Consider the following 25,715-nt stretch of genomic DNA (forward strand, 5'->3'; position numbering starts at 1 on the left):
GCCTGTGATTTGTCCACCTGGCATCCCCATTTCAAACATGGTTACACTCTTTAATCCACCTCGTGTCGCGTACAAACCTGCTGTTAATCCAGCTGGCCCTCCCCCTATTATCGCTAAGTCTAACATCGTATAATCCTCGCTTTTAGACAAGGGCAAGCCTTGTCATTAAATTTTATAAATATGTATTTAATTTCTCTTCAAGAGCAGCTTTTGAGGTTGCTCCAATAATTTGGTCAAGCACTTCGCCATCTTTTACAAAAAGAATAGTAGGAACAGAACGAATACCATATTTCATTGTTAAATCTTGTTCATCTTCCGTGTTGACTTTACAAATTTTTGCTTTCCCTTCGAAATCTTGGGCTAACTGTTCAATAACAGGTGCAATCATTCTACAAGGTCCACACCAAGGAGCCCAAAAGTCGACGAGAGAAACTCCCTCTTTAATGGTTTGTTCAATTGTATCTTGTGTTAAATCTATATATTTTGCCATAATCAATCCTATAATTTGTCTTCATTTTTACCTAAGTATTCAGCCACACCTTCAGTTGAAGCTTTCATGCCTTCATCACCTTTGTTCCATCCTGCTGGACACACTTCACCATGCTCATTGGTAAAAATCATGGTATCCACCATTCGAATCATCTCATCAATGTTTCTTCCAAGTGGTAAGTCATTGATAACGGCGTGTCTGATTGTTCCATCTTTGTCAATTAAAAATGATCCTCTAAGAGCAACAGAGTCTGCAAATAATACGTCATAATCTTTTGAAATTTGTTTGCTCAAATCTGCAACCATTGGAAATTTCACTCGTCCTATTCCCCCATTTTCAACGGGAGTCTCTCTCCATGCAAAGTGTGAGAACTGTGAATCTACAGAACAACCAATAACTTGAATCCCTCGCTCTTCAAAATCTTTGACTCTTTTTGAGAACGCAATGATTTCTGATGGGCATACAAATGTGAAGTCAAGTGGCCAGAAAAATAACACGGCACCTTTTTCACTAATATTTTCATATAAATTAAAATCCTCTACAATTTGTCCATCAGCAAGCACTGCTGTTGCTGTAAAATCGGGAGCTTTTTTTGTTACTAACATTTTTTTTCCTTAAATAATTTTTTTCTTGTGTTGAAAGTATAACGATTTAAATTTAAATAAATATTAATAAATTTTATTAAAGGATAAAAATTATCCTTTAATAAAAGAGTTTTTCAAATGCAATTATTGCTTACACTATTTGTGTACTGCGATTCAATAAGAATAAGATGAAGTGAAGTTTGGGATTAAAAAAGTATAGGAGGTATTCTTTTAAATACTTTATATAAAACTTTTTAATTCTATTTTACAATCATTATTAATTAATTGTTAGAGTTATTTATTTTAAGACGCAAGCAGCTATTGCTGCTTGTGTTATATGAATTGCGCTGAAGTCTCTTGCAAAATTTTTCCTACTTCTAAGGAATCACCATTGTATTTCACAATCTTAATACCTTGTGATATAAAAGAATTTGCAGTATTTTTACACGCTTTTTGTACAACAATATAGTTACACTCTTTTAAAGCTGTCCCCATTTTGTTGTGTTGTGCAATATGCTCTTCATCATCATGGTCATGACTACATACATGATCCTCTTGGGCATGATGATGGTCAAGATCTGTTCGTGGATTAGCAATGATGTTTTCTAAATTGAATGATTTGAACATCCCTGACCCTGCCAAAGAGTAGATTGCAAACTTTGGTGTGTGTCCTGCATTGCTAAAAAAAGTTAAGTTTTCGTCTTTTACTGGAATTGCTATTTTCATGTGTAAACCTTTATAAATTATAATCGTAGATTATACCACGATTTAAGTTTAATTATACAATTTCTACTTGAGTTAGCCTTTAATTTAGAGTCAAATATAAAAAAAGAATTTTATCAATAGATAATTTTTTATATAAGATGTCATTATACTAAAACATTTTTTGAAGTAGAAATAGTGTATAATTAAGCATGACTGAGAAAAGAAAAAATATTAATTATCTTTTATATACTATTATTATAACACTGATAGTTTTTTCATTATTTGCATTTAAAGAATTGCTTGGAAGCATTGAAAATATTGAAGAGGATATTTTCCAAACGCAAGCACACACCAATGAAAAAAATATGCAATCTTTGATGTCGGATAAACAAAATTCGACACTCTCTATTGCATTGGTACTTTCACAAGACAGAAGTGTTCAGAACTTCTTACTCAACGGTGAGGGTGTGAAAGTACAAATGGAACAACTCTCGCAATTATTAAAAGAAAAAACCCATTATCGCTCTACATGGATTCATATTATTGACAAAAATGGCACCAGTCTGTATCGAAGTTGGACGAAAAAAGCGGGTGATAATGTGCTTAATGTACGAAAAGATTTACAAAGAATGCATCAAAACCCCAAAATCATGAATACGATCAGTACGGGTATTTTTGACATGACGTTTAAATCGATGGTGCCTATTTTTAAAAATGAAACGTTTATTGGCAGTGTGGAAGTCATTACCAAATTTAATTCCATTACAAAAAAAATCCAAGCAGATGGCATTGAACCGATTATCTTAGTGGATAAAACCTATAAAAATCAACTGAAAAAACCCTATACAAAACTCTTTATTGATGATTATTATGTGGCCAATATCAATGTAAACTCAAAAATTGTTGATTATGTACGTCAAAAAGGGGTGGAACGTTTCTGGGCTAAAAACAGTTATGAGACCATGGATGGTTATTTTGTTTCGTATTATCACATTAAAGATATTGATGGAAAACTCATGGCCACAACGGTTTTTTTCTCTCCTTTACACGAAGTACAAACTGGACACTTGGACTACTTTAAAAATATCGCTTTAGTGCTATCTTTCAGTGCTATTGTTGGGTTTGTTTTAAGTATGGTTTTGATTTACAACTATTTAAAACGGCAAGAACAGGTGAACTTGAACAGTGTATTACGTACGTATAATCAAAAGTTGAAATCTAAAATAAAAAAAGAGATTGAAAACAGCCGTAAAAAAGATATCATCGTTGCACAACAAAGCAGACTTGTGGCTTTAGGTGAAATGATTGGAAATATTGCGCATCAGTGGCGACAACCACTCAGTGCCATTTCGACTGCAACAAGTGGTTTACAAATCAAATATGAGTTTGGAAATTTAAATAAAGAGGAGTTTTTGGAGTTGACCAATGGTATCATGCACAACACCAAATTTCTTTCAGATACCATTGAAGATTTCAGAACCTTTTTCCAAAAAGATAAAGAACAGGTCAACTTCAGTCTCTCTACTCTTGTATTTGAAACATACAATATTATTAAAGCACTTTATAACACACAACACATTGATGTCTTTTTTGATTTGGATGAATCCATCATGTACAGAGGTTATAAAAGTGAGCTTTCACAAGTGCTTTTAAATCTTTTTAATAACTCAAAAGATGCACTTGCACAAGTCAGTAATGAGAACAAAATGGTTTATATTAAAACCTATGAGACCAAAGAAGCACTCTTTTTAGAGTTTCATGACAGTGGGGGTGGTGTTGATGAACAGTATAATGAAAAAATCTTCGATCCATACTTTACAACCAAACATCAAAGTAATGGTACAGGAATAGGACTTTATATGAGTAAAGAGATTATTTCAAAACACTTTGACGGAGATATTTCGAACCAAAATGCTCACTTTGTTGTGGATGGAAAAGAGTATTTTGGTGCTAATTTTGTGATTGTACTTCCTAAAGTTTAACATCAACTAGTCAAAATAAGATAAAGGATAAAGATAGCATGAAACAATTTATTCTTTTCATGGTATTATATAATATTGGATTGGCTTCAAACTATGCCGGTTTACTCTTTGATGGTAATTGTGTGACCTGTCATCACAAAACCAAAGCTATTTCAGCACCTTCAATCAAAGAGGTCAAAGAGAATTATTTAAGAGCATTTCCAAACAAAGATGATTTTGTGTTGTATATGTCCAATTGGGTTCATGCGCCTAATGAAGAGACCTCTATCATGCAAAATGCCATTTTAAAGTATGGTTTAATGCCGATGTTATCGTATGACAAAAAAACACTTGAAGAGATCAGTGCTTATATTTATGATATGAAGTTTGATTAAAACAAAGGAGTTCGTATGAAGTGGCTTTTTAACTCTCCCATTGCACACAGAGGATTGCATACAAAAAATGTGTGTGAGAACTCTTTAAATGCTTTTGCTCAAGCCATAGAGCATAGTTATGGTATTGAACTGGATGTTCAACTCACTCAAGATGGTAAAGTGGTGGTGTTTCATGATTTGAATACTTTTCGTTTAACCAATAAAGATTTGGAAGTTGACAAAACAGAGTACGCAGAGTTAAAAATACTCTCATTGGGAAACAATCAAGAACATATTCCATTGCTTAAAGAGGTTTTGGATTTGGTTCAAGGAAAAGTCCCTTTATTAATAGAGTTAAAAGTGTTTGAGTATAACGGTGAACTTGAAAAGGCAGTCTCTAAATTGCTTGATAAATATCATGGCGAGTATGCTGTGTGTTCATTTAACCATCAAAGTTTAAAATGGTTTAAAAACCACTCACCGCAGATACCAAGAGGTCTGCTTTTTGGGGAAGAGAGAAAGAAGGTATCGTTGCGTGATTTTTTTAACTTTATCTATTATTTTGATGCCACAAAACCCAATTTTATATCGTTGAATAAATCATTACTGAAAAGTAAGATTGTACGTTTTTGCACGATGATTAAAATGCCTATAATTATTTGGACAGTCAACAGTGCCCAAGAGCAAAAAAAGGCTTTAAAAAAAGCCAATGCGGTTATTTTTGAAGGTTTTATGCCTTCAAATTAACCCTGTTTTAGAATAATATCTCCCACATTTTTTGAAATGGCATTGGCCACGACATTGCATTTGACTTTAAATAAAAAGAAGACGCGTTTGTCTTTTTGTGACTCTAAACATTCAAAATTTCCCATCCCTTTTGAGATAATGACATCGGCTTTTTCAAACATATGTCTGAATGTCGTGGTAGCTCTTTGAAGCTCTAAACCTGGGGTATCGACTCCTGTACTGACAACATTTGCAAATTTATCAATGCCAATTTGAAAAGCCTCTTTGGTGGTGATGTCATTGATGATGGGTTTCCCACGTGTGGCATAGGTTATTTTTTTCTCTGGATACATCCGTGTGATGATTTTTATAAGAATTTTATCAAATACATTTTCACCTGCATTGTCTGCGAGTATGAGAATATTGTTTTTGGTTTCAATTTGTTTGGCCAATTTTGCATAGTCGTTAATTGCAAAGTTGGTATGAAATACTTTGTTGATCTCTTGCTCTAAACTGAACTGCTCTTTGGCTCCAAAGTCAATTACATTTCCAGCCACAGAGGCTTTAATAGCAGTAAAGAGTTTGTCATCTTCTTGTCGTATTTTTTTTTCAATAAAAGGCACAAATGTCAGTGCATTTTCAATAGAGGCTTGTTTGATGGACTCAAGTGGATCTGCGCAGTTTGTTTTTTGTGCCAAATATTCATATACATCACGTGCCACGTAGGGAGGTGTGTGCTCAAACGAAAAACTTTTTGAACGTTTTTCAACCTCTTTTTGAATCTCTAAAGCCTCTTTTTCATCGAGTTGTAAATGGTCAATGGCTTTGTCAATTTGCCCTACAATACAGTGTACACAATCATTTGTAATATTCATATATTTTATAAACCTCATAAGTTTTTGGTCTGCTATTATCGTTTTTTCTTACTTATTAAAGCATAAAAAAATAGAACATTTATCGATATTTTTGTAAAATTCCAAACGCTTATGAGGTTTGTCATCTTTTTATCATTTGACTTTTATACAATCACAACGATTTTTTGTAGAGGAAGAGATTTTGGGTTATTTTAAACTGAAAAAACACAACACGAATGTCAAAACAGAGTTTGCAGCAGGCTTTACTACTTTTTTAACCATGTTGTATATCGTACCAGTGAATGGGTTTATTCTTTCAGATGCTGGTTTGCCAATGGATGCTGTTGTTACTGCGACGGCTTTGATTACTATTTTAGCAACTTTGTTTAGTGGGCTTTGGTCCAATACGCCTATTGCTATGAGTGTGGGAATGGGATTAAATGCTTATTTCTCTTACGGATTGGTTCTTGGAATGAAAATTCCATGGCAAACGGCTTTAGGGATTGTCTTTTTATCGGGGATTATTTTTGTGATTTTGTCATTTACAAACTTTCGTGTTTGGATTATGACGTCAATTCCACTGAATTTACGCCGAGCAATCAGTGCGGGTATTGGTACCTTTATTGCGTTTATTGGTTTAAAACAGATGGGTATGATTGTTGGCAGTGATGCCACACTGGTTAAATTGGGTGATTTTTCAAACCCTAATGTGATTTTAGGTTTGATTGGTTTGGTATTGGCTTTCTTTTTTTACGCACATAAAATCAGAGGGGCATTTATTTTCTCCATTGCAATCACCTCTGGCATTGCGTGGGCTTTTGGAATAGGCTCTTTGCCTAAAGAGTTCATCTCAGTACCTGCATCAATTTCACCTATCTTTTTGCAACTTGATATTGTAAGTGCACTTTCCCTCTCTCTTTTGCCCATCATCGTAACTTTTTTAATTACGGATATGTTTGATACCTTAGGAACATTAACAGGTGTTGGAGCACGGGCTAACTTGTTTCAAGAAGAGAACAATAAAGAGGATAAAAGTCTTCAAAAAACACTTGAAGCCGATGCCATTTCAACCGTTGGAGGAAGTCTGCTTGGGGTTTCAACGACCACAAGTTTTATTGAAAGTGCCAGTGGCGTTGAAGCGGGTGGTCGAACAGGATTAACGGCTGTGTTTACTGCACTGTTTTTTGTAACAACGCTGTTTATGTTGCCTATTTTTAAATCCATTCCTTCTAATGCCATTTACCCAGTACTCGTGGTGGTTGGAGTATTGATGTTTACTGAACTTGGAAAAATCAATTTTAAAAAAATGGATTTTGCAACGAGTGCAGGTACATTTTTTATTGTGTTATTGATGCCTTTGACCTTTTCAATCACCAATGGTATAGCAGCAGGTTTTGTTATCTATACGTTTATCAAAGTGGCCAAAAAAGAGTATGAAGATTTAAATATCGGTATTCTTTTAATCACTTTAATCAGTTTTTTAGTTTTTATATTACAAGGATAGATTTTATATGGAAAAATATTATTACGGATACAACGAGTTTTTGGAAGATACGAAAGTATTAATCAATAAGGTCAAACCTTATGGTGCAGATGTGCTTTTGGGTATCTCCAGAGGAGGCTTAACGCTTTCACACTTTATGGGGCAAGCATTGGATAATCGAAATGTGTTTACTCTTAATTCGATTCATTACAATAAAACAGAAAAGTTGGATACGTTTGATATATTTAATATCCCTGATTTAAGTAAAGCCAAAAAAGTGTTGATTTTAGATGATATTATCGATACAGGTGAAACCATGGTAGAAATTTTAAAAATACTCAATGAAAAATTTCCTCATGTTGAGTTTAAATTGGCCACACTTTTTTATAAAAAAACGGCCTTGATTTCCCCAGATTTTACGGTTAAAGAGGCACCTGCTTGGATTGATTTTCTTTGGGAAGTCGATATTTAATCTTTTAAAAGTATATTATTGTTACAAATTCGAAGTTTCGTAAAAATTAAATAATATATAAAGATATTTTTTCACCCTAAAGGGTGAAAATGTAACTTTCTTTTGTTAAAATGATAACGTTTTTAAAATAATTTAATTCATATAGGTTTTTAATGAGATATATTCTGGTTCTACTGCTTTTTTTTATTCACTCACTTTATGCAAATGCTGACTCATTAGACTCACTTCTAGAGGAGTATGAAAGCACCTCTTTAAACTCTTTGCAAACCGTAGATGAAAAGATGGGGCATGTTGTTGTCTATTCTCAAAAAGAGATTCGTCTCATGCAGTATGACACCTTGGATGATATTTTAAAAGAGTTGCCTCGAAAAAACCTTAATAAAAATCGATTTGGAGTCAACTCTTCAGCTCTTTCTGGTACCAGTGTGAGTGTGAGTGGTTTTTTCCGTTTTTTTATCAATGACCATGAGATAAGCTCTATTCATACTCAGTCTTCATCAATTACTTGGGGAGATATGCCTTTAGACTTTGTGGATTATATCGAGGTCTATTACGGAGACAGTTCCTTTGCATTGGGAAACTCAACGGGAGTCTATTTTATCCGTATTTATACGAAAAATGCTCAAAAAATCAATGGTGGAGAGATTGTTTATAAGGTTACAGACAATGGTTCGAATACACAAAGCGTGATGCATTCACAAACGTTGAGTAATGGCTGGTCATATCTCTTTTTTGCAAGCAGAAACAACGTGAATGATGAGAGTGACTCCAACTATTCTGAAACGATTGATAATGATTCACAACGAGAATATTATTATCTTGATTTAAGCAATGATCGTACCAAAATCAATTTGGCCTACAGTCATCTTGACAAAGATGCCTATTTATCGTTATCAAAAGATTTAGACCCTGATGAAGGCACAATCAAAGCTGAAAGTATCTATTTTGATGTAAGTCACTATTTTTTAGAGGATAAATCTTTAAAGCTGAACCTCTCTTATGACATTAACAATCGTTTTTTTTACCAAAAAAATGACGGTGGTTTATCCATTGTGCCTATTCGAAACCCTTATATACCTGTTTATAATATCAGTTCTTACATGGAAGATTTAGAATTAACCAAGAAAAATCTTTATCTTTCAAAATCGACACAGTTTGGTGACCATACGCTCTTTACAGCTTTTAACTATACAAACAACAAGTATAAAGTCAAAAACAGAAAATACACTGAGACGTTTATTCCAACAAACATAACCACAAATTACTCTGTGGATCACTTTAATGATTTTGAAGAGGAGAGCATTTACTCCTTTTTATTACAAGATGAGTATCGACCTTTTGATGACTTGGTGTTAATTGGAAACTTGAAGCTTGATCGATATAAACGAAATGATTTTGTGGATGATAGTACGGAGACACTTTATCGTGCAGGATTTATCTATACACCTACACAAAACTTTGGTTTAAAAGGATTTTATAATAAAACCTATATTCCACCAAGTTTTTATAATATTGACTTTATCAGTGCCAATGAAGAGGAAATCAAGACTCAAAAGTATCGATTTTATACGTTAGAAGGAGTTTTCACCACTGAAAATTCAAAAACAAGTTTACAATATAATAACATTCGGATCAATGATTTTGTTTATTTGACTCCTGTTGGATTTATCAATGTGCCGTATGTGATTCGTACGGAAGGGTTTATTTTTAACTATGAGTATCTTTTTAATAATACCGATAAATTACAGTTTAACTATTTTGTCACGACATTGAATCGCTCTGCAACCAATGCAGACAGAGGTGGTTTTTTAAAATATATGGCTAAGAAAGGAAACTTTGAGTATTTTGGTTCGGTAGTATACCGAAACAGTTATGATTATGATGAGATTACTGTACCAAGCAGTTTTGATATGAATGTGGGAGCAACATACTATTTTAGTAATGATATCAGTTTGGGATTAAAAGTAGAAAATCTTTTAGATAAATCGACACAAACGGTTTATACGGATATGAGTGATACGAATAATCCTGAACAATATGTGTTTAAAGATCGTGCTCGAAGCGCTATTTTGACACTGAAGTGGGTGTTTTAATGAAAAAGTTATTACTTCTACTGAGCCTTACTTCAGTATTGTTGGCTAAACAATACACCTTTTTAGTGGATGATTATGATAAAGAGCTTGAACTGGAAGCCAAAATTATTTTTAACATTGCCACATCATCAAGTCAAAAACCTGTGCGGTTGTTTATTCCCAATATGTCAGTTGCCGAAGAGAAATCATTTTCACGATATTTTACAATTTCTAAAGATTGTGAAAATGCCAATTTTGTGTATGTGAAAAAAAGTGTGGAAATTGATCATAAGTGTTATAATAAAAAACGACTCTTTTTTACCAATAATTATGAAAAACTGCTTTCTGACACTAAGTTTTATGGGGCATTTTTTTGGAATAAAAGCCGACCCAATATTGTGTTTATTAAAAACAGACTGACTAAAGACAATATTCAACTTCCCAATACGTATCAAAAATACGTTGAGGATTTTTGATGAAGACGAGGTTTTTTATTAAAAATCCTATCTATCTTATTCTTCTGACGCTCTCAATTGCAACCATTCTGATTTTATTGCTTTTTGGTACTTTTAAGCTTGAAGACAAAATTGAAGATAAGATGTTTGAAATTTCAACTTTGGATGTTATTTCAATCACTCAAAACAGTGCAAACAACATTGAAAACCTTCTTAATCCAGAAAAAGATTACATCTCTCAAATTCAAAAAGATATGCCATTGCGACACCATATTGAAAAAAACCTTGAATTGTTACTGACTAAAAATATCAAATATGCGTATGTGATTTATCGAGATAAAAAAGGAACATTTCGTTTTTTAGCAGATGGGTCAGACCCTTCTGATAAAGCATTTGTCAATCAAAAACTGGATGTCTTTAGTCCTAAGTGGAATGAAATTTATGAAATTAAAGAGCCTTTGATGATTCGACACACATTTTTACAAGAGTTATCGATGAGTTATTTGGTTCCTATTTCACAAAATGGCCAAGTAGAGTTGATTCTTGTGATTGATTTTTCGATTAAAAAAATTGAGAATATCAACCAAATCATTGAATGGATGAAAAATGCTATTTTGAGTATCATTGTTATTATTGCTATCTTTTTACTGGTATTGATTATTCAAACCATCAAATACACGGCGGTTAAAAAAACAGCGTATATTGATAAACTCACCAATGTATATAACCGTAATTACTTGCATGAACTTCAAGAGTTTGTTAATTTGAATGATTATATTTTAGCTGCGATTGATATTGACCACTTTAAAAAAGTCAATGATACATATGGGCATGAAGTAGGAGATAAAGTACTCAAACAAGTTGCTAATACCATACTTTTGAATATTCGTACGAAAGATGATATTGTCATACGTTATGGTGGGGAAGAGTTTTTACTTCTTATTCGAACAACAAGAGACGATCATTTAAGTGCTTTGAATGTTTTAGAAAGAATTTTTAAGAATATTCAAGAGAACCATTTTCATGTGACCAAAAAAGAGTATATTGAAGTGACTATCTCTGTTGGAGTGAACTTGGTACCAGAAAAATCACGTACGTTCTCAGATGCTTTTAAACTGGCTGATATTGCTCTGTATAACGCAAAAAATAAAGGTCGAAATAACATTGAGGTTTACGATGAACAAGGGAATGGAAATGGTTTAACACTTTCTATTAATGAGATAAAAGATGCGATGGAAGAGCAACGAGTCATATGTCATTATCAAGCCATTGTGGATGCCAAAACACAAGAGATTTCTCACTATGAGGCACTCTTAAGAGTGCGGGATAAAGAGGGAAATATTTTAATGCCGTATCAAATATTGCCTGTTATTAAAGGAACGTTTATTCTACGTAATATCACTAAGACCGTACTTAAAATTTGTCGTAAGAAGCTTTTAGAACGTCCTGATATCAGTGTTAATGTCAATTTAAATCCTCAAGATATTATCAATGAATCCATTCTTAAAATGCTTATAGAGTATGCCCGTGAAGATCAATTAGGAAGTCGATTGGGCATTGAGATTGTGGAGAGTGAAGATATAATAAATTGTCCAGATGCTAAAGAGAACCTTTTGATGCTTAAAAATTTGGGTTATAAAATTTTTATTGATGATTTTGGAAGTGGGTATTCTAACTTCATTTACCTCACACAAATTAAAACCGATTACATCAAAATTGATGGAGAAATTATAAAAAATATTTTAACGGACAGAGTCTCTTATTTATTGGTTAAAAACATTGTGGAGTTTTCAAAAGAGGCCAATATTAAGGTCATTGCAGAGTATGTCAGTAATGAAGAGATTTTCTCTGAAATTCAAATGTTAGGCGTGGATTATGCGCAAGGATACTATTTCAGTAAACCAGCTGATTTAGTGTAGGCATGTGTACACCTATCATTGAATGTAGGCTCTTCATAAAGAGTTGGTTTATGCACATACCAGTAAGCCAAACATTAACTTTCTTAGTATAAAATTTCAAAAATTTAAATGATTATATAGGATGAACAGAATGAAAAACAGCAAAATGATGCTGACAATAAAAGAGATACGAGATGCCAGTTGGTTTTCAAATCTTACCACAGCTATTATTATTTTATACGCTTCAGTATTGGGGTTTAAAACGCTTGATGAAGCCGCTCAGCCATATGGCAATATTCTTTATATCTTTGACTGGGTGATTACTATTTATTTTGTCATAGAAATTGCCATTAAGATGATTGCAGAAGAGCGTTTACGAGATTTTTTTAAAAATGGGTGGAATAATTTTGACTTTATCATTGTGGCCATTACATTAGTGCCTTTAGAAAACAGCTCTTTTGCAGCCATTGCACGGCTTATGAGGGTCTTTAGAATCTTACGACTTTTTACTGCTCGACCAGAGTTGAAACGTATCATTGATATGCTTATAAAAGCAGTACCTTCGATTATTGATATTGTGATACTCATGTTTATCATCTTCTATATCTATGCAATTATTGGGAGTTTTGTATTCCAAGATTTACCTTCAGGGTTATGGAGTAACTTCTTAACAGCGATGTTGACTCTTTTTAGAATTTTAACCTTTGAAGATTGGACCGATGTGATGTATGAAGCCATGGAGGTCTACCCTTGGGCGTGGGCATACTTTGTCAGTTTTGTTATCATTGCTGCGTTTGTTTTCTTTAATTTGTTTGTGGCTGTTATTATTGGCGAGATGCAAAAATTGCAAGAAGAAGATATGAAGCAAGAGATTCATGAAGAACATGAAAAAATTGACCAACTTTTAAAAGAGGTTCAAGAGTTAAAGGCACTGATAAAAGAGCGTGAAAAGTGATTATACTGGACTTTGAAACCAACACTCAAAATGAGCGTGATGTCATTGAAGTAGCGGCTGTTAAAGTAAGTTATGAAAAGAGTGAGTGGAAAGTTTTAGATAAGTTTCATCGATACTATTTTTCCCGTTATCCTGTCAATCCATACTCCTATGAGGTGCATAAGTTATCCCCTGAGTTGATTTCGGATATACGAGATGGTGTAGAGTATGCTCGTTATTTCAATGAAGATGAGGAGTTTATTGAGTTTTGTGCAGGTGCAAGTACGCTTGTGGCACACAACATCAGTTTTGAGTTACGTCATCTACGAAATATCATCTACTTTGAAAACCATATCTGTACCATGAAAGAGAACAAACCAAAGGTCAAAGCACTGAATCGTCAAGGCAGAATAAAAAATCCCACACTGGATGAAGTGTGTCTGTATTATGGTATTGAGTTTGATAAAAGCAAACACCACAGTGCCACTTATGATGTGACCAAAACCTTTCAAATATTAAAAAAGATGCAAGGGGTTGTATGAGTACTATTACTTTAGAGTATCATCAAATGATGGATGATAAGGTTATTAAAAAAGAGTTGAGTTTTTCAGAAGAACTTTTAACCTCACCTTATGCACTTGCTTCTTTGTTTGTCATTCAAGTTGAGGGGCGTTCAATGCAACCTTTGATAAAAGACAAAGCATTGGTTATAGCCGATTTATCGCAAAAAGTTTTTGAAGAAGAGGGCATATTTTTAGTTGATTATGAGAATAAAATGTGGATAAAAAAAGCCAGTATGGTTGAAGATAAAAAGTGTTTTGTCTCGATTAATCCTGAGTTTTCACATTTAGTGTATGAAGCTAAAGAGGTTGCAATCATTGCAAAAGCCATATTGACTTTTACAAATCTTTAAAATAACTCTCCGAGTTGGTCATCTAAATACTCATCTATTTTTTTTATAAATATTTCAAAAGAGAGACTTCCCTCTTTATCAAAAAGAACAATCTCTTCTCCAAAGTCGTTTCGAATGAAATGATTGTTCTGTAGTGTTACTTTTTTATAGAGTTTTTGGCTTAAATCATCTGATTCCTCTTTGTGGTATAAGAACCATTTACAAGTCGAGTCCTCAATGCGAATAAGACCATAAGTATTATCCTCATCCACATAGTCTTGAATGGTGCCATTTCCAAAACGTGCGCCTACTACCATGTCGTATTCATTCAGTATTGTTTCCATCATCATTTCCTAAAAGTTCTGTTATCATCACGTTTTGTGGTTTTTTTAGTTTTGGGTTTTCTCTCTTTTAACCCTTTTTTGACGCTGAGTTTCTTTGTTTTTGGTTTCTTCATACGTGGCGCTTTTTCTGTGGGTTCATAGCCATCAATGCTTTGTCTTGGGATATTGATGATGAGTTCTTTTTCAATTTCAGCCATTTGTTTATACTCTTTGGTGCAAAGTAACGTAATGGCAACACCTTCTTTTCCTGCTCGTCCTGTCCGTCCAATTCGGTGCGTGTAGTCTTGTATTCCTTCAGGCAGTTCATAATTGATGACATAAGGCAACTCTTCAATATCAATTCCACGTGCAGCAATATCGGTTGCGACTAATACTCGAATCTCACCCGCTTTAAACTTACGAAGTGCTCGAGCTCGTGCTGGTTGTTTGATATCTCCATGAATTGCAAGTGCAGGAAGTCCATCCAAGTTGAGTGTATCAACAATTTCATCGACGCAGGCTTTGGTGTTGGCAAAGACCAAAACTTGTTGGAAGTTTCGTGAACCAATTAAAAAAGAGAGCAGTTCTCTTTTTTTTTCAAAATCCACTTTAATGATTTGTTGCTCAATGATTTTAACGGTTGAACGTTGAGCAGCAACTTCAATCACCATAGGATCAAAGAGAAACTCTTTGGCCAGTTTTTTTACATTTTGAGTTAAAGTAGCACTGTACATCATGATTTGTCGTTTGGGACTTGCAAGTGGGAAAATAGCTTCAATATCTTCTAAAAATCCCATATCTAACATGGTATCCACTTCATCTAGAACAATTTGATTGACACTGCTTAAATCAACACTTTTATTTTGAATATGTTCCATGAGTCGACCTGACGTTGCCACTAAAATATCAATACCCTTTTCAATTTTCTTCGCTTGTTCTTTAGCGCTTAATCCCCCTACAGCTATTGCATGGGTAATGTCTAAGTGTCGTGAATAGTGAGAGATGTTTTTAGCAACTTGTGCGGCCAGTTCTCTTGTGGGAACTAAAATAAGTGCTCGTAAAATGGTCTCTTTCTCTTTTTTTTGTTGGCTGATATTTTGAAGTATGGGCAGTAAAAATGCAGCGGTTTTCCCCGTACCACTTTGTGCGGTGCCCAATACATCTTTCCCATTTAGAGCAATGGGTATGGCTTTTTTTTGTATGGCCGTTGGTTTTTCATACCCTTCTTCTTGAAGAGCTTTGATGATTTGCGGCATTAAATTGAGTGTTTCAAATGCTTTGATGATGTGTCCTTATGGTAAATAGTATAAAAAGTAAACGGATTATAACATGAGAATATAAAAATAACAAACTCAATGGAAAAAATATAGAACTTGCTAAGAAACAATAAAGAATTTAAGCTTCTTCAAGTATAATAAATAAAATTATTCTTTAAAGGCAAGTCATGAGAAAAATGAGTATCATCAGTGACAAGATTAAAAACAGTAAAAGCAACTATTTTGGTCGTGGCCATTTTGAAACCATCATCAAAGAGAACAAAAACCAAATTTTAGAGTGGTTTGATAATCTTGTGCCCGTACAAGAACAAATTAAAGAACTGAATGCTTTGGGTTGCGATAACCTTCAAAAAAGAAATTATGTACGTATCATTACAAAGTTGTTTCCACAAGAGTATCGACAATTCATCTCAATGAACATTCTTTTGCGAGACATTGATGCTATCACTGCAGTTGTCAAAGGGATACACGATACCAGAAAACAGTACGACACACTCACTGAACATCTTAAACTCAAATTTCCAGGGCGCCATCACAAGTTTGTTGACTTTCATACATATCAGCAGTTTGTAACGTTTTATAAAGAAGATTTAATCAATCGTGCACTCAATTTTGAGATTGATGAGAGTATTGAAATAGAACCACATCAACAATATATTTATAATGTCTATGCCGATAAAAAAACAGACAAACAAGAAGCGGTTCAAGAGGAATTAAAAGAGCTTACCTCTCAACAAGAAACAGCAGGCCAAGCAGAAGAAGCGGTTGAAACTGCTGTAGAGATTAAAGAGGGAAAAACGTCATCAAAAGTTGATAAAGATAATAAAACAAACTGGATGAAAGTGTTACTTAAAGGAGTTTAATTTAAAAACCAAACTTCTTTAAAATACGTTCAATACCATTCATATAACTCACCCCAAAAGCTCGAACATGAACCAAATAGGAGTAGAGGTTGTAAATATCCACTCTCTCTTCAAAGAACCCTTTTTCTATGGGATTGAGCTCATCATAGGTATTATAAAAAACATCGCCTAATGTGTTAAACATTTTAATAAATGCCAGTTCAACTTCATTGTGTCCATAATAAATGGCAGGATCAATGAAATAAACACTCTCTTTTGTGGGAATGATATTACCGTTCCAGACATCTCCATGTAATAAAGAGGGTTGTTTAGGTTCATATAAATAGTTGGGAATTTTATCTGTAAAAGATTCAATGCGTCTTAATAAATCAAGCTCTATGGCTCCCTCTTCAAATGCTAAAATCGCGAAACTCAAAATACGTTGTTCGATAAAAAAATCAATCCATGATTTTTTAGTAAGATTGGATTGCAAATAACCACCAATCGTTGTATTCATCTCAAACCCATAGGTTTCCTGGGTGTGTTGGTGTAACTTTGAAAGTTGCAGAGCTATGATCTCTTCGTGTTGAGTTGTCAATGTGCTTTGAGCAGGAATATACTGCGTTGTTAAGAGATTATCTTTCATAGAGATAATATCAGGTACATTTAATCCATGTTTTTTTAAATAGTTGAGCATAAAGGCTTCAATTTCAACAATTTTTGCATCACTTGATTCTTTTAAGATGTGTGTTTCATTTTTAGTGTGGATTTTGTAAATTGAGGCAATTGAACTTTGAGATAAAAGTGTTCTTGTTGTATGTGTTGTCATAAATCACCTCCGAAAGAAGTTGTTACATTGTAGCACAATAGAATAAATAATAATTAAATCATACCATCTAGTCACAATGTTTCATTCAGAAGTGAGTTTACTACAATACCTTTAGAAATCTTCCCACTCTTGCTCTTTTTGAACGGTTTCTGTGGGTTTTACTTTGGGTTTTTTAATCTGCTCTTGAGCAACTTCTTCTTCAATATGAATGGAGTCTTTACCTTTAAACTCTTTTTTATTGGCATCATCCACAATCATTTTAGCAATACTGTCTGTTTTGATTGCCACATCATGAGTTTGTGATGCGACCATTGCATTTTGTTGAGTTTGTTGGTCAAGTTGATTAACGGCATCATTGATTTGTTCAATACCAACAAGTTGCTCTTTTGAAGCATTTTCAATATTGGAGATGGTTTCAATGGTTTGTGAAATGTTTTGGTTGAGTTTTTCATACCCTTCAATCATATCACTGGCAATGGATTTACCTTCATTGGCTTTAGTTGTTGCATTTTCCACTAAAAATTTTATCTTTTTGGCTGCTTCTGCACTTCTGCTTGCAAGATTTCTTACTTCTTGCGCAACGACTGCAAACCCTTTTCCTGCTTCACCTGCAGTGGCAGCTTCAACAGCAGCATTGAGTGAAAGGATATTGGTTTGGAAAGCAATTTGATCAATGACCGTAATGGCTTCATTGATTGAGTTGACTTGATCGTTAATTTCATCCATTGATTTATTGGTTGCATTGGCTAGTTTTGCCCCCTCTTGTGCCGATTGTGTTACATTATTAGAGTAGGTTGCCATTTGTGCAATGTTATCGGTGTTGTGTCGGATATTACTTGTGATTTCTTCAAGAGCAGCGGCTGTCTCTTCAAGTGAAGAAGCTGCTTCGTTGGAACTGGCATTAAGCATATCGACATTTTTAAGCAGTATGTTTGAACTGTTATCTAAAATAAGTCCATTGGTTTTACTTTCAACCAACATACCAGTAATGGAATCACCTAAACTGTTCACTCCCGTTGCAAGTTTAAGTAAATGCTCTTTAAGTCCTTCGGTTTTAATCCGATTTAAGTAGGTGTATTGACTGTACTCTTCTAAAATAGAGAGGATGGCATCAATGTTGTTCTCTAAATTATCGGCCATTTTGTTGAGTACATTTTTGAGTTCTTGTAAAGCAGGATTAGAGACATTGCCTTCTAATCTTTGACATAAATCTCCACTTTCAAACTCATTTAACACTGTGATGGTTTGATCAATGAGTTCTCGATCCTCTTCGATGCCTTTTTGTGTTTTTTGAATATTGACATTTACCACTTTGGCCATCTCTCCAAATTCATCTTTGGATGTATCATTTAAAAAGGAGATGTTATCTTGTTCTCGATTTAAGTAATTGAAAAAACTCAATAAGCCCGATTTAAACTCTTCAATCGATTTTAAAACCGTATTGGAAATAACCAACGATACCAGTATAAAGATGATAATAGCAATAATTACAAGAGCTATTAAAATGGTATTGAGTTGAGTAACAGCATCCTCTTTTAATGTAATAGCACTTTGATTAATATGTTCTAAATCTTTGGCAATTTTCAATCCAATATTGACCATTTTTTGTACGGTTTGTTCCATTTCTAAAGAGTCTTTAGTTTGATTTGCTTGTTGTGTTTGTTCTATTTTCATTTCTGAAAACGTATAAAAATAGTTAAGATAACTTTGGATATCGTTTATGATTCCATCACATAATTCAACATTTTTTTTCGCAGACAGACCTGATTGAAATACGGTTACCTCTTTTTTTAAAAATTCAAACTGATTTTCAACATTAAGTGCAGTTTGTTGTGAAGGATTACGTAAAAACTGATACACGGCAATTCTTGCGTTAAGAAGATTTTGAACAAGCAGTTCACTTTTGCTTGCAGCAGTGTTCCTGATATTTGCAATGGAACTGTAGTGTTGGTAAATGAATGTTGTAAAAAATACAATGACAATAAAAAAAAGCGGAAATAAAAACAGCTTTTTTTTGGTGTTTAAATGAGTAAACATAAGTGATTCCTTTATTAAGATTATTTTATAAATGTGATTGTAAACTCTGCTCCACAATAGTGTTCGCCTTCATATGTAAATTTAGAGTTTTGAACTTTTATGCTGCCATGCATATGTTCTTCAATGATTTTTTTAACCATACAGAGTCCTATTCCACTCCCTTTTGTTGGGGATTTGGATGTAAAGTGTTTGGTGAAGATGATGTTGGTGTCTTCAAAAGGGATACCTCCCGCACTGTCTTTAATACTTAAAACAATCAATTTGTCTTTGACGCACGCCCGGATAAAAATCAGATTTCTTTTATGTAAGTTGTATTCATACAGTGCATAAATGGAGTTGTTTAAAATGTTTAAAATAACTTGCATAAACTCCACTTCAATGCCAAATAACGTGGCTTCATCCAATTCGGAAAAAACCTCTATTTGATTGTTATTCAGAAGGGGTTGAATGATATTGATGGAGCTTAAAATGGATTGTTTTAAACTGAAAGGTTGAACATAATTTTTTTGATGAATAAAATCGTTAAAATAGTTCATGGTTGTTAAAAGATGCTCAATGTTTTGGTTGATGGACTCTAACGTCTCTTTATAATGCTCCTCTTTACAAAGTCCCAACTCTCTTTTTAAAAGTGTGCCACTTGAAAGTGTATAAATCGCGTAGAGCGGTTGTTTCCATTGATGCATGATGTTTTGCATGACTTCGGCAACTTGAAGAAGTTTTTGGGATTTTTTATCAAATTGAGTATCAGGCATCATGTCCCACTAGTGCATCGTTTTAGATTGTAAAATATAGGTTTGTCCAGAGTACTTTTGGTTGTTATGCATAAACTCTGAATGGACAATATTCAATCTTGCATTGATGGTTTGATTGATGATTTTTTGATGAATATAATGACCATAAATACTCTCTAAATATGCAGGTGATGTAAAGGATTTAGAAGAGGAGCTTACATTAAAATGAAGCTCCAACTCATTGAGTTGATTTTTGGTAAAGGATTCTATAAATATGACTTTCTTTTTGTTGGTGGGTTTGCTTGATATTGTGAATAAAATAGAGTTAAGAATATTTAAAATAATCAAACGAAAATGTTCTTCGTAGGAATTACATTCAATTTTTTCACAGTGATTTAAAACAGAAATATTATAAAGTTTAAAGAGTTGTTGTAGTGTTTCAACTGATTGTTCAATGCAACTGTTCAGACAGAATATCTTTTTTTCTGGTTCGTTGTTGATCACACTATCAAACAAAGTATTCGTATTGATAATATGTTGTAAGTGGTAGGGAACCGCATTATTTGAAGTGGTGTTCATAAAAAGTAATCTCCCCTAAATTATGTATTCTTTATGTAAATCAAGTATAATGTGCCAAACAAAACGAAATGTGACTTTGTGCAAACGTGCTCTTAATTATTGGAAGTTCAGAGCAGAATAAGTCAATAAAAATATAAAAACAACTTATAATTGTTTTTTTGATACGGTGTTATTTATTAAAAATTACTATGAATTATAGAATTCAATTATATTTATCCTATAGAGTAAAGATTAAATGCAATTATAACGATATAGTTATATTGTCACTATATCCTATAGGATAAAAAATGGAAGTTGATTTTTCAAATATAGATGAGGAGGAAATAACCAGGTTTTATCGTCGTATTTCTCGTAACATAAAAAGAGTGAGATTGCAAAAAAATATGAGTCAATTAGATGTTGCATTAGAGCTTGGTATCAAGTCAGTTGCATTTTATTCTAATTGTGAAAACTTAAAATACAACAAGCATTTTAATCTTGAACACATATATAAAATTGCAAAATTATTTGATATGCAACCGCATGAGTTCTTAAAATGAAATGTTACAAAAGTTGTGCTATACTGTAAAAAAAATTGGAAGTGAATAATGAATGCAAATACAAAAAAGTTTTTAATCTTGGGCTCACTTTTGATGCCTTTAGCGATTGGTTTTGGAGCTTTTGGAGCTCATGGATTAAGAAGTTTAGTCTCTCCTGAAATGCTTAAAGTGTTTCATACGGGTGTGGAGTATCAGTTTTATCATGCGTTAGGTATGTTTGTGGTTGCTTTTTGTGCCCATTTCAAACCTGAAGAGAATTATATTAACATTGCAGGTATTCTCATGCTTGTTGGTGTGGTGATTTTCTCCTTTTCACTCTATTTCTTAGTGCTTTTTAATGTGCCTATGTTAGGAATGATTACGCCCATTGGTGGTGTTACGATGATTATAGCTTGGATTATTTTACTTATTGGAATAATACGAGATTAACACACTCTTAGAGTGTGTTAAATGCTCGATCACCTGCATCTCCCAATCCTGGACAGATATAGTTGTTTTCATTGAGCTTTTCATCAATTTGTGCAATGTACATGTGAATATCACTGTGTAGGTCATTGACTCTTTGCACTCCATGTGATGAGCCAATAATATTAAGCGTAATAATCTCTTTGGGTTCATGCTGTTTGACCACATCAATGCCATCACTTAAACTTCCTCCTGTAGCAACCATGGGGTCAAGAAGTACCACTATTTTGCCTTTTAAGTCAGGCAATTTCTCATAAAAAAGATGACTTTTTGCAGTTGTTTCATCACGTTTCATGGCTAAAAAACCACTTTGGGCATGTTTAAATATCTCGAACACTCCATTGAGCATCGGTTCGCCTGCTCTTAAAATAGGAATAAAAACCAATTTTTTTTCATCAATAAAGGTAGTATTGAGAGGTCCTTGCCATGTTGTGATGGTTTTTGAAAAAGTTTCATGGGTGTTAAACGCTTCACAGACCAACAGTTTTGCAATTTGTTCGATATAACTTCTAAATTCATGCGGTTTGGTATTGGTGTCGCGAAGAATATTGACCAGATGTTTAATCACAGCATTTGAGCTTTCTTGATACATTGGGGCTCCTTTTAATTCATACTGTATTGTATCAAATTTCTTTATAAATTTTTTTTGGTAAGATATAAAAAAAGATTTAAGGACAGACGTATGGCAAAAGCAAAAGAACATCATTTTGATATTTCAGCAAAATTGGACATGCAAGAGATGAAAAATGCGGTTGTTCAAGCACAAAAAGAGGTGGACAATCGATATGACTTTAAAGGGGTTACTAAAGAGATTAACCTCAATGAAGCAGCAAAGTCAGTGGTATTATTAAGTGCAACGGACAATAAAGTAGAAGCAATCTATGATGTTTTGATTTCTAAAATGAATAAAAGAGGGATCTCTATTAATTCACTTGAAGAGGTAAAAAAAGAGGATGCCAGTGGCGGAAATAAAAAATACAGTTATAAAATTATAGACAGTATTGAAAAAGATGAAGCCAAAACGATTCAAAATGAGATTAAAAAACTTAAACTCAAAGTCACTGCTGTTAATCAAGGCGATGAGATACGAGTGACGGGTAAAAATATTGATGATTTACAAGAAGTGATGAAACACTTGCGAAGTTTAGAACTCAAAGCGCCTTTGGTTTTTGATAATTTTCGATAGATCAAAAATTATTGTGAATTTTTAAAACGGCTTCTAAGCCGTTTGCCTCTTCTAAAATTTTCAGTTCAGGATTCAGCGTATTTCGTGTAGAGGACAGATGCCCTTGAATGGTCTGCAAAGTGTGCCAAAACCTCTCATAAAATGGTGTTTGTATCTTTTTGATTTTTTTAGCTTTAATTACTTCAACAATTGTATCAATAATATGCATATAAAAAATTTTATTTTTAGCACGTTGCAGTTTATACTCTTTCATTACTTGTAAATTTCCTACAAAAGCCTCTTTTTCTATTGAGCTTAAAAGACGGTGTTGTTTCACTTCTTCAATCTCTTCATCTAAATGAACCAAATAGTCATTGATCTCTTTTGTCATGGTTTTTTCAATGTCAGGATGGTAGTGCAAAATCACTTTTAACATCTCCTTTTCATTGAGTCTTTGAGTGTTATTACTGTAACAAAAAGAGTCACTTGTATAATCGCAATGGTCAATGGCTGTGAGTATTTGAATGGCAATGATTAAATAGACATATTTGTCCTCTTTCCCATCTTTAAAACTGATTCCGTGTTCTGAAATCATGGGTTTGGGACCTGCATATTTAAGTTGCATCATGGTATCCTTATTGATAATATAATTCAATTATAAGATAAGAAGACTTAATTATAATCAAGGCGTATTAAAAATGAATAACATCATCAAAGATTTTAAAAAGCACCCTTTAACGCAGACTCGATTTGTGCACCCTGTGAAGTTGACCTATGAACAAAACGGTAAGCAAAAAGCGTGGGAAGCAGTACAAAGCTTTGATAGTGTTGCTGTGTTGCTTTATCATACGCAACAAGATGCTTTTGTTTTGGTCAAGCAGTTTCGACCACCTGTATACTTAAATGATGAAAGTAAAACTTTTACTTATGAATTGTGTGCAGGTATTATTGATAAAGATAAATCACTTGAAGAGATTGTCAAAGAGGAGATTGATGAAGAGTGCGGCTATAATGTGGCTTTAGAGAACATTCAAAAAATCACTTCGTTTTATACCAATGTGGGTGTGAGTGGTGCGAAACAACATCTCTTTTTTGCTTGCATTGATGAGAGCATGAAAATGCATGAAGGAGGGGGAGTTCATGATGAACAAATTGAACTTTTGTATCTGCCTTTTAAAGAAGCAAAAGCATTTGTTTATGATGAAGAAAAAGCCAAAACACCGGGGCTAATTTTCTCATTTTATTGGTTTTTTGAAAACATCAAATCGCTTTAACGTGAGAGCGAAATACCAAACCCAATGCGGTTAATCTCATGGTCATAATCAATCAAGCTGTCACCATAACCGCTTGAGAGTTGAATATAACCAAAAGTATCTTTGCTTCCAGGAAAAGGGAAAAGCCAACTGGCTTGTGCAAACCCTTTGTTATCATCATTGAATTTTAAGTTATTACGCAGTAAAAGTTTAAACGTATGCTCTCCATAAGCATAAATTAAATTCAAATCACCGTACCCTAAGTAGTCTTCAATATCACGATTATCATCATCACTTTTTTTCTCAGGAATTCGGTACCAAACGCGTGGAACAGCAAAAAAGTTTTCAAATTGAAAATAACCTTCTAAATAGAGGCGGTTCCATGACCTCGAATCATTTCCATGTTGACCGTTGGATTCATGTAGAAAACCTATTTTATATGCTTTTAAAGTGGATTCTTCATGATTAAAATAGGGTGCTAACATATAGATTTCAGGTTGATAATTGGTCTCTCTAAAAGGGGATGAGTCCGAATAGATTTGCCACCACGAGGTTTGTGTGTATCCAAAGTTCAATGTCTCTTTTAAACCAAAAAGGTTATAACTGATGGGTTTTTTAATACTGATTTGAAATTTCGCTTCATTTCTGTCTCTGTCTTCACGTGATTTTGTGTCATAACTGATGGGTAAAAAGTAGTTCTCTTTATACGGATAGATATTAAAAGCTGAAGACAAAGCTTGTTCAATAGCACTGTTGGTGGTTTTATCTTCCACTTCTTTAAAAGCCTTTTTGATGTGATTTAATCCATTTTTGAGATTGACTTTCTCTTGTTCCACTTCATCCATACTTTGAAGCGTGGCCTCTAACTCTTCTTTTGTATCTTCATTTTTTAAAGCCAGTTGTTTATAAATCAACATCGCCTCTTTATATTGCCCCGCTTCTTCAAGCTGCATCGCTTTTTTGATTTGTTCATCTTGACTCAAAAGAGTGGATATGGTTAAAAAGAGTAAAAGTATCGATTTTTTCATGTTAATATTTTAGTGTGTGTATGCTTTGATTTTGATTTTGAAAAGATAAAATGATATAATCCCGAAAACAGTTTATAAAGGGTCTTAATGTTAGTAGCACCTTCAATACTTTCAGCCGATTTTGGAAAATTAAATGAAGAGATAAAAGCAATATGTGATGGTGGATGTGATTTGATTCACGTGGATGTGATGGATGGACATTTTGTGCCGAATATGACGATTGGACCAGTGGTCGTTAGTCCGGTTGCAAAAGTGGCAACAAAACCTTTAGACGTACACTTGATGGTGGAGAATAACAGCTTTTTTATTGATCTTTTTGCCCCACTTAAACCCGAATATATCTCTTTTCATATTGAGAGTGAAAAGCATCCACACCGTGTGATTCAAAAAATCAGAAGCTTGGGAATTAAACCTGCTATTGTTTTAAACCCCCACTCAACCCCTGAAAGTATTGAGTATTTGCTTGAAGATTTAGACATGGTTCTTTTAATGTCTGTAAACCCAGGTTTTGGTGGACAAAAGTTCATTGAAAATGTTGTTGAAAAGACGAAAAAACTCAAAGCACTTATTGAAAAAAGAAATCCAAACTGCCTGATTGAAGTCGATGGTGGAGTCAATGATAAAAATATCCATATCTTAAAAGAAGCAGGTGTGGATATTGTTGTGGCTGGTTCATATGTCTATGGTGCGCCTGATTATGCACAAGCAATTAAAAGTTTACAAGTTTAACAGTAATACAAAGGGCTG

31 protein-coding genes are annotated in these 25,715 nt (G+C 33.6%); 17 read left to right on the forward strand and 14 right to left on the reverse strand.

Going from position 1 to position 25,715, the window contains the following annotated elements; genetic code table 11:
* From CRV04_RS02620 to CRV04_RS02635, 4 genes are all read right to left on the reverse strand, one after another.
* On the reverse strand, positions 1–126 hold a 126-nt coding region (locus CRV04_RS02620), incomplete at its 3' end, for an FAD-binding protein (protein ID WP_164969123.1).
* Between the two features lie 46 nt (positions 127–172).
* Positions 173–490, reverse strand: coding sequence for a thioredoxin (gene trxA / locus CRV04_RS02625; RefSeq protein WP_128995110.1), 318 nt, complete (start codon positions 488–490; stop codon positions 173–175).
* A gap of 8 nt (positions 491–498) precedes the next feature.
* Entirely contained in the window at positions 499–1,095 is a 597-nt protein-coding gene (locus CRV04_RS02630) for a peroxiredoxin (RefSeq protein ID WP_128995112.1), read from the reverse strand.
* 312 nt (positions 1,096–1,407) lie between these two features.
* Positions 1,408–1,800: a NifB/NifX family molybdenum-iron cluster-binding protein gene (locus CRV04_RS02635; protein WP_128995114.1), complete on the reverse strand. Its 393-nt coding sequence runs from the start codon at positions 1,798–1,800 to the stop codon at positions 1,408–1,410.
* A 188-nt stretch (positions 1,801–1,988) separates the two neighbouring features.
* On the opposite strand from CRV04_RS02635, the gene CRV04_RS02640 reads away from it, so the two are divergent.
* From CRV04_RS02640 to CRV04_RS02650, 3 genes are read left to right on the forward strand one after another with little or no spacing between them, the layout of a single operon-like run.
* The gene (locus CRV04_RS02640) at positions 1,989–3,761 is read left to right on the forward strand and encodes an ATP-binding protein (protein ID WP_128995116.1); all 1,773 of its coding nucleotides are present in this window, start codon (positions 1,989–1,991) and stop codon (positions 3,759–3,761) included.
* Between the two features lie 38 nt (positions 3,762–3,799).
* Entirely contained in the window at positions 3,800–4,135 is a 336-nt protein-coding gene (locus CRV04_RS02645; RefSeq protein ID WP_228126451.1) for a cytochrome C, read from the forward strand.
* Between the two features lie 15 nt (positions 4,136–4,150).
* Positions 4,151–4,861: a glycerophosphodiester phosphodiesterase family protein gene (locus CRV04_RS02650; protein ID WP_128995118.1), complete on the forward strand. Its 711-nt coding sequence runs from the start codon at positions 4,151–4,153 to the stop codon at positions 4,859–4,861.
* Here CRV04_RS02650 and CRV04_RS02655 read toward each other — a convergent pair.
* Positions 4,858–5,715, reverse strand: a complete 858-nt coding sequence (locus CRV04_RS02655) for a damage-control phosphatase ARMT1 family protein (protein WP_164969107.1) — start codon at positions 5,713–5,715, stop codon at positions 4,858–4,860. The two genes, CRV04_RS02650 and CRV04_RS02655, sit on opposite strands and share 4 nt — an antisense overlap.
* Positions 5,716–5,896: 181 nt before the next feature.
* Between CRV04_RS02655 and CRV04_RS02660 the strand changes: the two genes are divergently transcribed.
* From CRV04_RS02660 to CRV04_RS02695, 8 genes are all read left to right on the forward strand, one after another.
* Positions 5,897–7,198 (forward strand): NCS2 family permease, encoded by a 1,302-nt coding sequence (locus CRV04_RS02660; RefSeq protein ID WP_128995122.1) that lies wholly within the window; start codon positions 5,897–5,899, stop codon positions 7,196–7,198.
* A gap of 7 nt (positions 7,199–7,205) precedes the next feature.
* The gene (locus tag CRV04_RS02665; RefSeq protein WP_128995124.1) at positions 7,206–7,649 is read left to right on the forward strand and encodes a phosphoribosyltransferase; all 444 of its coding nucleotides are present in this window, start codon (positions 7,206–7,208) and stop codon (positions 7,647–7,649) included.
* 152 nt (positions 7,650–7,801) lie between these two features.
* A complete protein-coding gene (locus CRV04_RS02670) occupies positions 7,802–9,742 on the forward strand; it encodes a TonB-dependent receptor plug domain-containing protein (protein WP_128995126.1) in 1,941 nt (646 codons plus the stop codon).
* A complete protein-coding gene (locus CRV04_RS02675) occupies positions 9,742–10,197 on the forward strand; it encodes a hypothetical protein (protein ID WP_128995128.1) in 456 nt (151 codons plus the stop codon). The genes CRV04_RS02670 and CRV04_RS02675 overlap by 1 nt, the downstream gene beginning before the upstream one ends.
* Positions 10,197–12,095: a putative bifunctional diguanylate cyclase/phosphodiesterase gene (locus CRV04_RS02680; protein ID WP_128995130.1), complete on the forward strand. Its 1,899-nt coding sequence runs from the start codon at positions 10,197–10,199 to the stop codon at positions 12,093–12,095. The genes CRV04_RS02675 and CRV04_RS02680 overlap by 1 nt, the downstream gene beginning before the upstream one ends.
* Before the next feature lie 130 nt (positions 12,096–12,225).
* On the forward strand, positions 12,226–13,029 hold the full coding sequence (locus tag CRV04_RS02685; protein WP_164969108.1) for an ion transporter: 804 nt from the start codon (positions 12,226–12,228) through the stop codon (positions 13,027–13,029).
* Positions 13,026–13,550 (forward strand): 3'-5' exonuclease, encoded by a 525-nt coding sequence (locus CRV04_RS02690; RefSeq protein WP_128995134.1) that lies wholly within the window; start codon positions 13,026–13,028, stop codon positions 13,548–13,550. Before CRV04_RS02685 ends, CRV04_RS02690 begins: the two co-directional genes overlap by 4 nt.
* Complete coding sequence (locus tag CRV04_RS02695; protein ID WP_128995136.1) at positions 13,547–13,921, forward strand: S24 family peptidase; 375 nt, start codon at positions 13,547–13,549, stop codon at positions 13,919–13,921. Before CRV04_RS02690 ends, CRV04_RS02695 begins: the two co-directional genes overlap by 4 nt.
* On the opposite strand, the gene CRV04_RS02700 is transcribed toward CRV04_RS02695, so the two are convergent.
* Positions 13,918–14,244, reverse strand: a complete 327-nt coding sequence (locus CRV04_RS02700; RefSeq protein ID WP_228126452.1) for a hypothetical protein — start codon at positions 14,242–14,244, stop codon at positions 13,918–13,920. The two genes, CRV04_RS02695 and CRV04_RS02700, sit on opposite strands and share 4 nt — an antisense overlap.
* Positions 14,245–14,246: 2 nt before the next feature.
* Complete coding sequence (locus CRV04_RS02705; protein ID WP_128995140.1) at positions 14,247–15,479, reverse strand: DEAD/DEAH box helicase; 1,233 nt, start codon at positions 15,477–15,479, stop codon at positions 14,247–14,249.
* A gap of 188 nt (positions 15,480–15,667) precedes the next feature.
* On the opposite strand from CRV04_RS02705, the gene CRV04_RS02710 reads away from it, so the two are divergent.
* Entirely contained in the window at positions 15,668–16,363 is a 696-nt protein-coding gene (locus CRV04_RS02710; protein ID WP_128995142.1) for a hypothetical protein, read from the forward strand.
* A gap of 1 nt (position 16,364) precedes the next feature.
* Here the strand turns inward: CRV04_RS02710 and CRV04_RS02715 are convergent, their stop codons facing one another.
* The 4 genes from CRV04_RS02715 to CRV04_RS02730 form a co-directional block, all read right to left on the reverse strand.
* Positions 16,365–17,171 (reverse strand): fructosamine kinase family protein, encoded by an 807-nt coding sequence (locus CRV04_RS02715; protein WP_128995144.1) that lies wholly within the window; start codon positions 17,169–17,171, stop codon positions 16,365–16,367.
* A gap of 111 nt (positions 17,172–17,282) precedes the next feature.
* Positions 17,283–19,208, reverse strand: a complete 1,926-nt coding sequence (locus CRV04_RS02720) for a methyl-accepting chemotaxis protein (protein ID WP_128995146.1) — start codon at positions 19,206–19,208, stop codon at positions 17,283–17,285.
* A gap of 20 nt (positions 19,209–19,228) precedes the next feature.
* Positions 19,229–19,963, reverse strand: a complete 735-nt coding sequence (locus CRV04_RS02725; RefSeq protein WP_128995148.1) for a sensor histidine kinase — start codon at positions 19,961–19,963, stop codon at positions 19,229–19,231.
* Between the two features lie 6 nt (positions 19,964–19,969).
* Positions 19,970–20,518 (reverse strand): hypothetical protein, encoded by a 549-nt coding sequence (locus CRV04_RS02730; RefSeq protein ID WP_128995150.1) that lies wholly within the window; start codon positions 20,516–20,518, stop codon positions 19,970–19,972.
* 287 nt (positions 20,519–20,805) lie between these two features.
* On the opposite strand from CRV04_RS02730, the gene CRV04_RS02735 reads away from it, so the two are divergent.
* Together CRV04_RS02735 and CRV04_RS02740 are read left to right on the forward strand one after the other, a co-directional pair.
* Positions 20,806–21,057 carry a helix-turn-helix domain-containing protein gene (locus tag CRV04_RS02735; RefSeq protein ID WP_128995152.1) on the forward strand — a complete coding sequence of 84 codons (252 nt, stop codon included), beginning with the start codon at positions 20,806–20,808 and terminating at the stop codon, positions 21,055–21,057.
* A gap of 48 nt (positions 21,058–21,105) precedes the next feature.
* Positions 21,106–21,486, forward strand: a complete 381-nt coding sequence (locus CRV04_RS02740; protein ID WP_128995154.1) for a DUF423 domain-containing protein — start codon at positions 21,106–21,108, stop codon at positions 21,484–21,486.
* Positions 21,487–21,493: 7 nt separating this feature from the next.
* Here the strand turns inward: CRV04_RS02740 and upp are convergent, their stop codons facing one another.
* On the reverse strand, positions 21,494–22,114 hold the full coding sequence (gene upp / locus CRV04_RS02745) for a uracil phosphoribosyltransferase (RefSeq protein WP_128995156.1): 621 nt from the start codon (positions 22,112–22,114) through the stop codon (positions 21,494–21,496).
* A 90-nt stretch (positions 22,115–22,204) separates the two neighbouring features.
* On the opposite strand from upp, the gene CRV04_RS02750 reads away from it, so the two are divergent.
* Complete coding sequence (locus CRV04_RS02750; RefSeq protein ID WP_128995157.1) at positions 22,205–22,708, forward strand: YajQ family cyclic di-GMP-binding protein; 504 nt, start codon at positions 22,205–22,207, stop codon at positions 22,706–22,708.
* Between the two features lies 1 nt (position 22,709).
* On the opposite strand, the gene CRV04_RS02755 is transcribed toward CRV04_RS02750, so the two are convergent.
* The gene (locus CRV04_RS02755; protein ID WP_128995159.1) at positions 22,710–23,312 is read right to left on the reverse strand and encodes a hypothetical protein; all 603 of its coding nucleotides are present in this window, start codon (positions 23,310–23,312) and stop codon (positions 22,710–22,712) included.
* Positions 23,313–23,385: 73 nt separating this feature from the next.
* Here CRV04_RS02755 and CRV04_RS02760 point away from each other — a divergent pair, with 73 nt between their 5' ends.
* On the forward strand, positions 23,386–23,961 hold the full coding sequence (locus CRV04_RS02760) for an NUDIX hydrolase (protein ID WP_128995161.1): 576 nt from the start codon (positions 23,386–23,388) through the stop codon (positions 23,959–23,961).
* Here CRV04_RS02760 and CRV04_RS02765 read toward each other — a convergent pair.
* Entirely contained in the window at positions 23,958–24,968 is a 1,011-nt protein-coding gene (locus CRV04_RS02765; protein WP_128995163.1) for a phospholipase A, read from the reverse strand. The two genes, CRV04_RS02760 and CRV04_RS02765, sit on opposite strands and share 4 nt — an antisense overlap.
* 87 nt (positions 24,969–25,055) lie before the next feature.
* On the opposite strand from CRV04_RS02765, the gene rpe reads away from it, so the two are divergent.
* A complete protein-coding gene (gene rpe / locus CRV04_RS02770; RefSeq protein ID WP_128995165.1) occupies positions 25,056–25,697 on the forward strand; it encodes a ribulose-phosphate 3-epimerase in 642 nt (213 codons plus the stop codon).
* The last annotated feature ends 18 nt before the right edge of the window (positions 25,698–25,715 follow it).

The sequence above is a fragment of the Candidatus Marinarcus aquaticus genome, assembly GCF_004116335.1.
GTDB lineage: Bacteria > Campylobacterota > Campylobacteria > Campylobacterales > Arcobacteraceae > Marinarcus > Marinarcus aquaticus.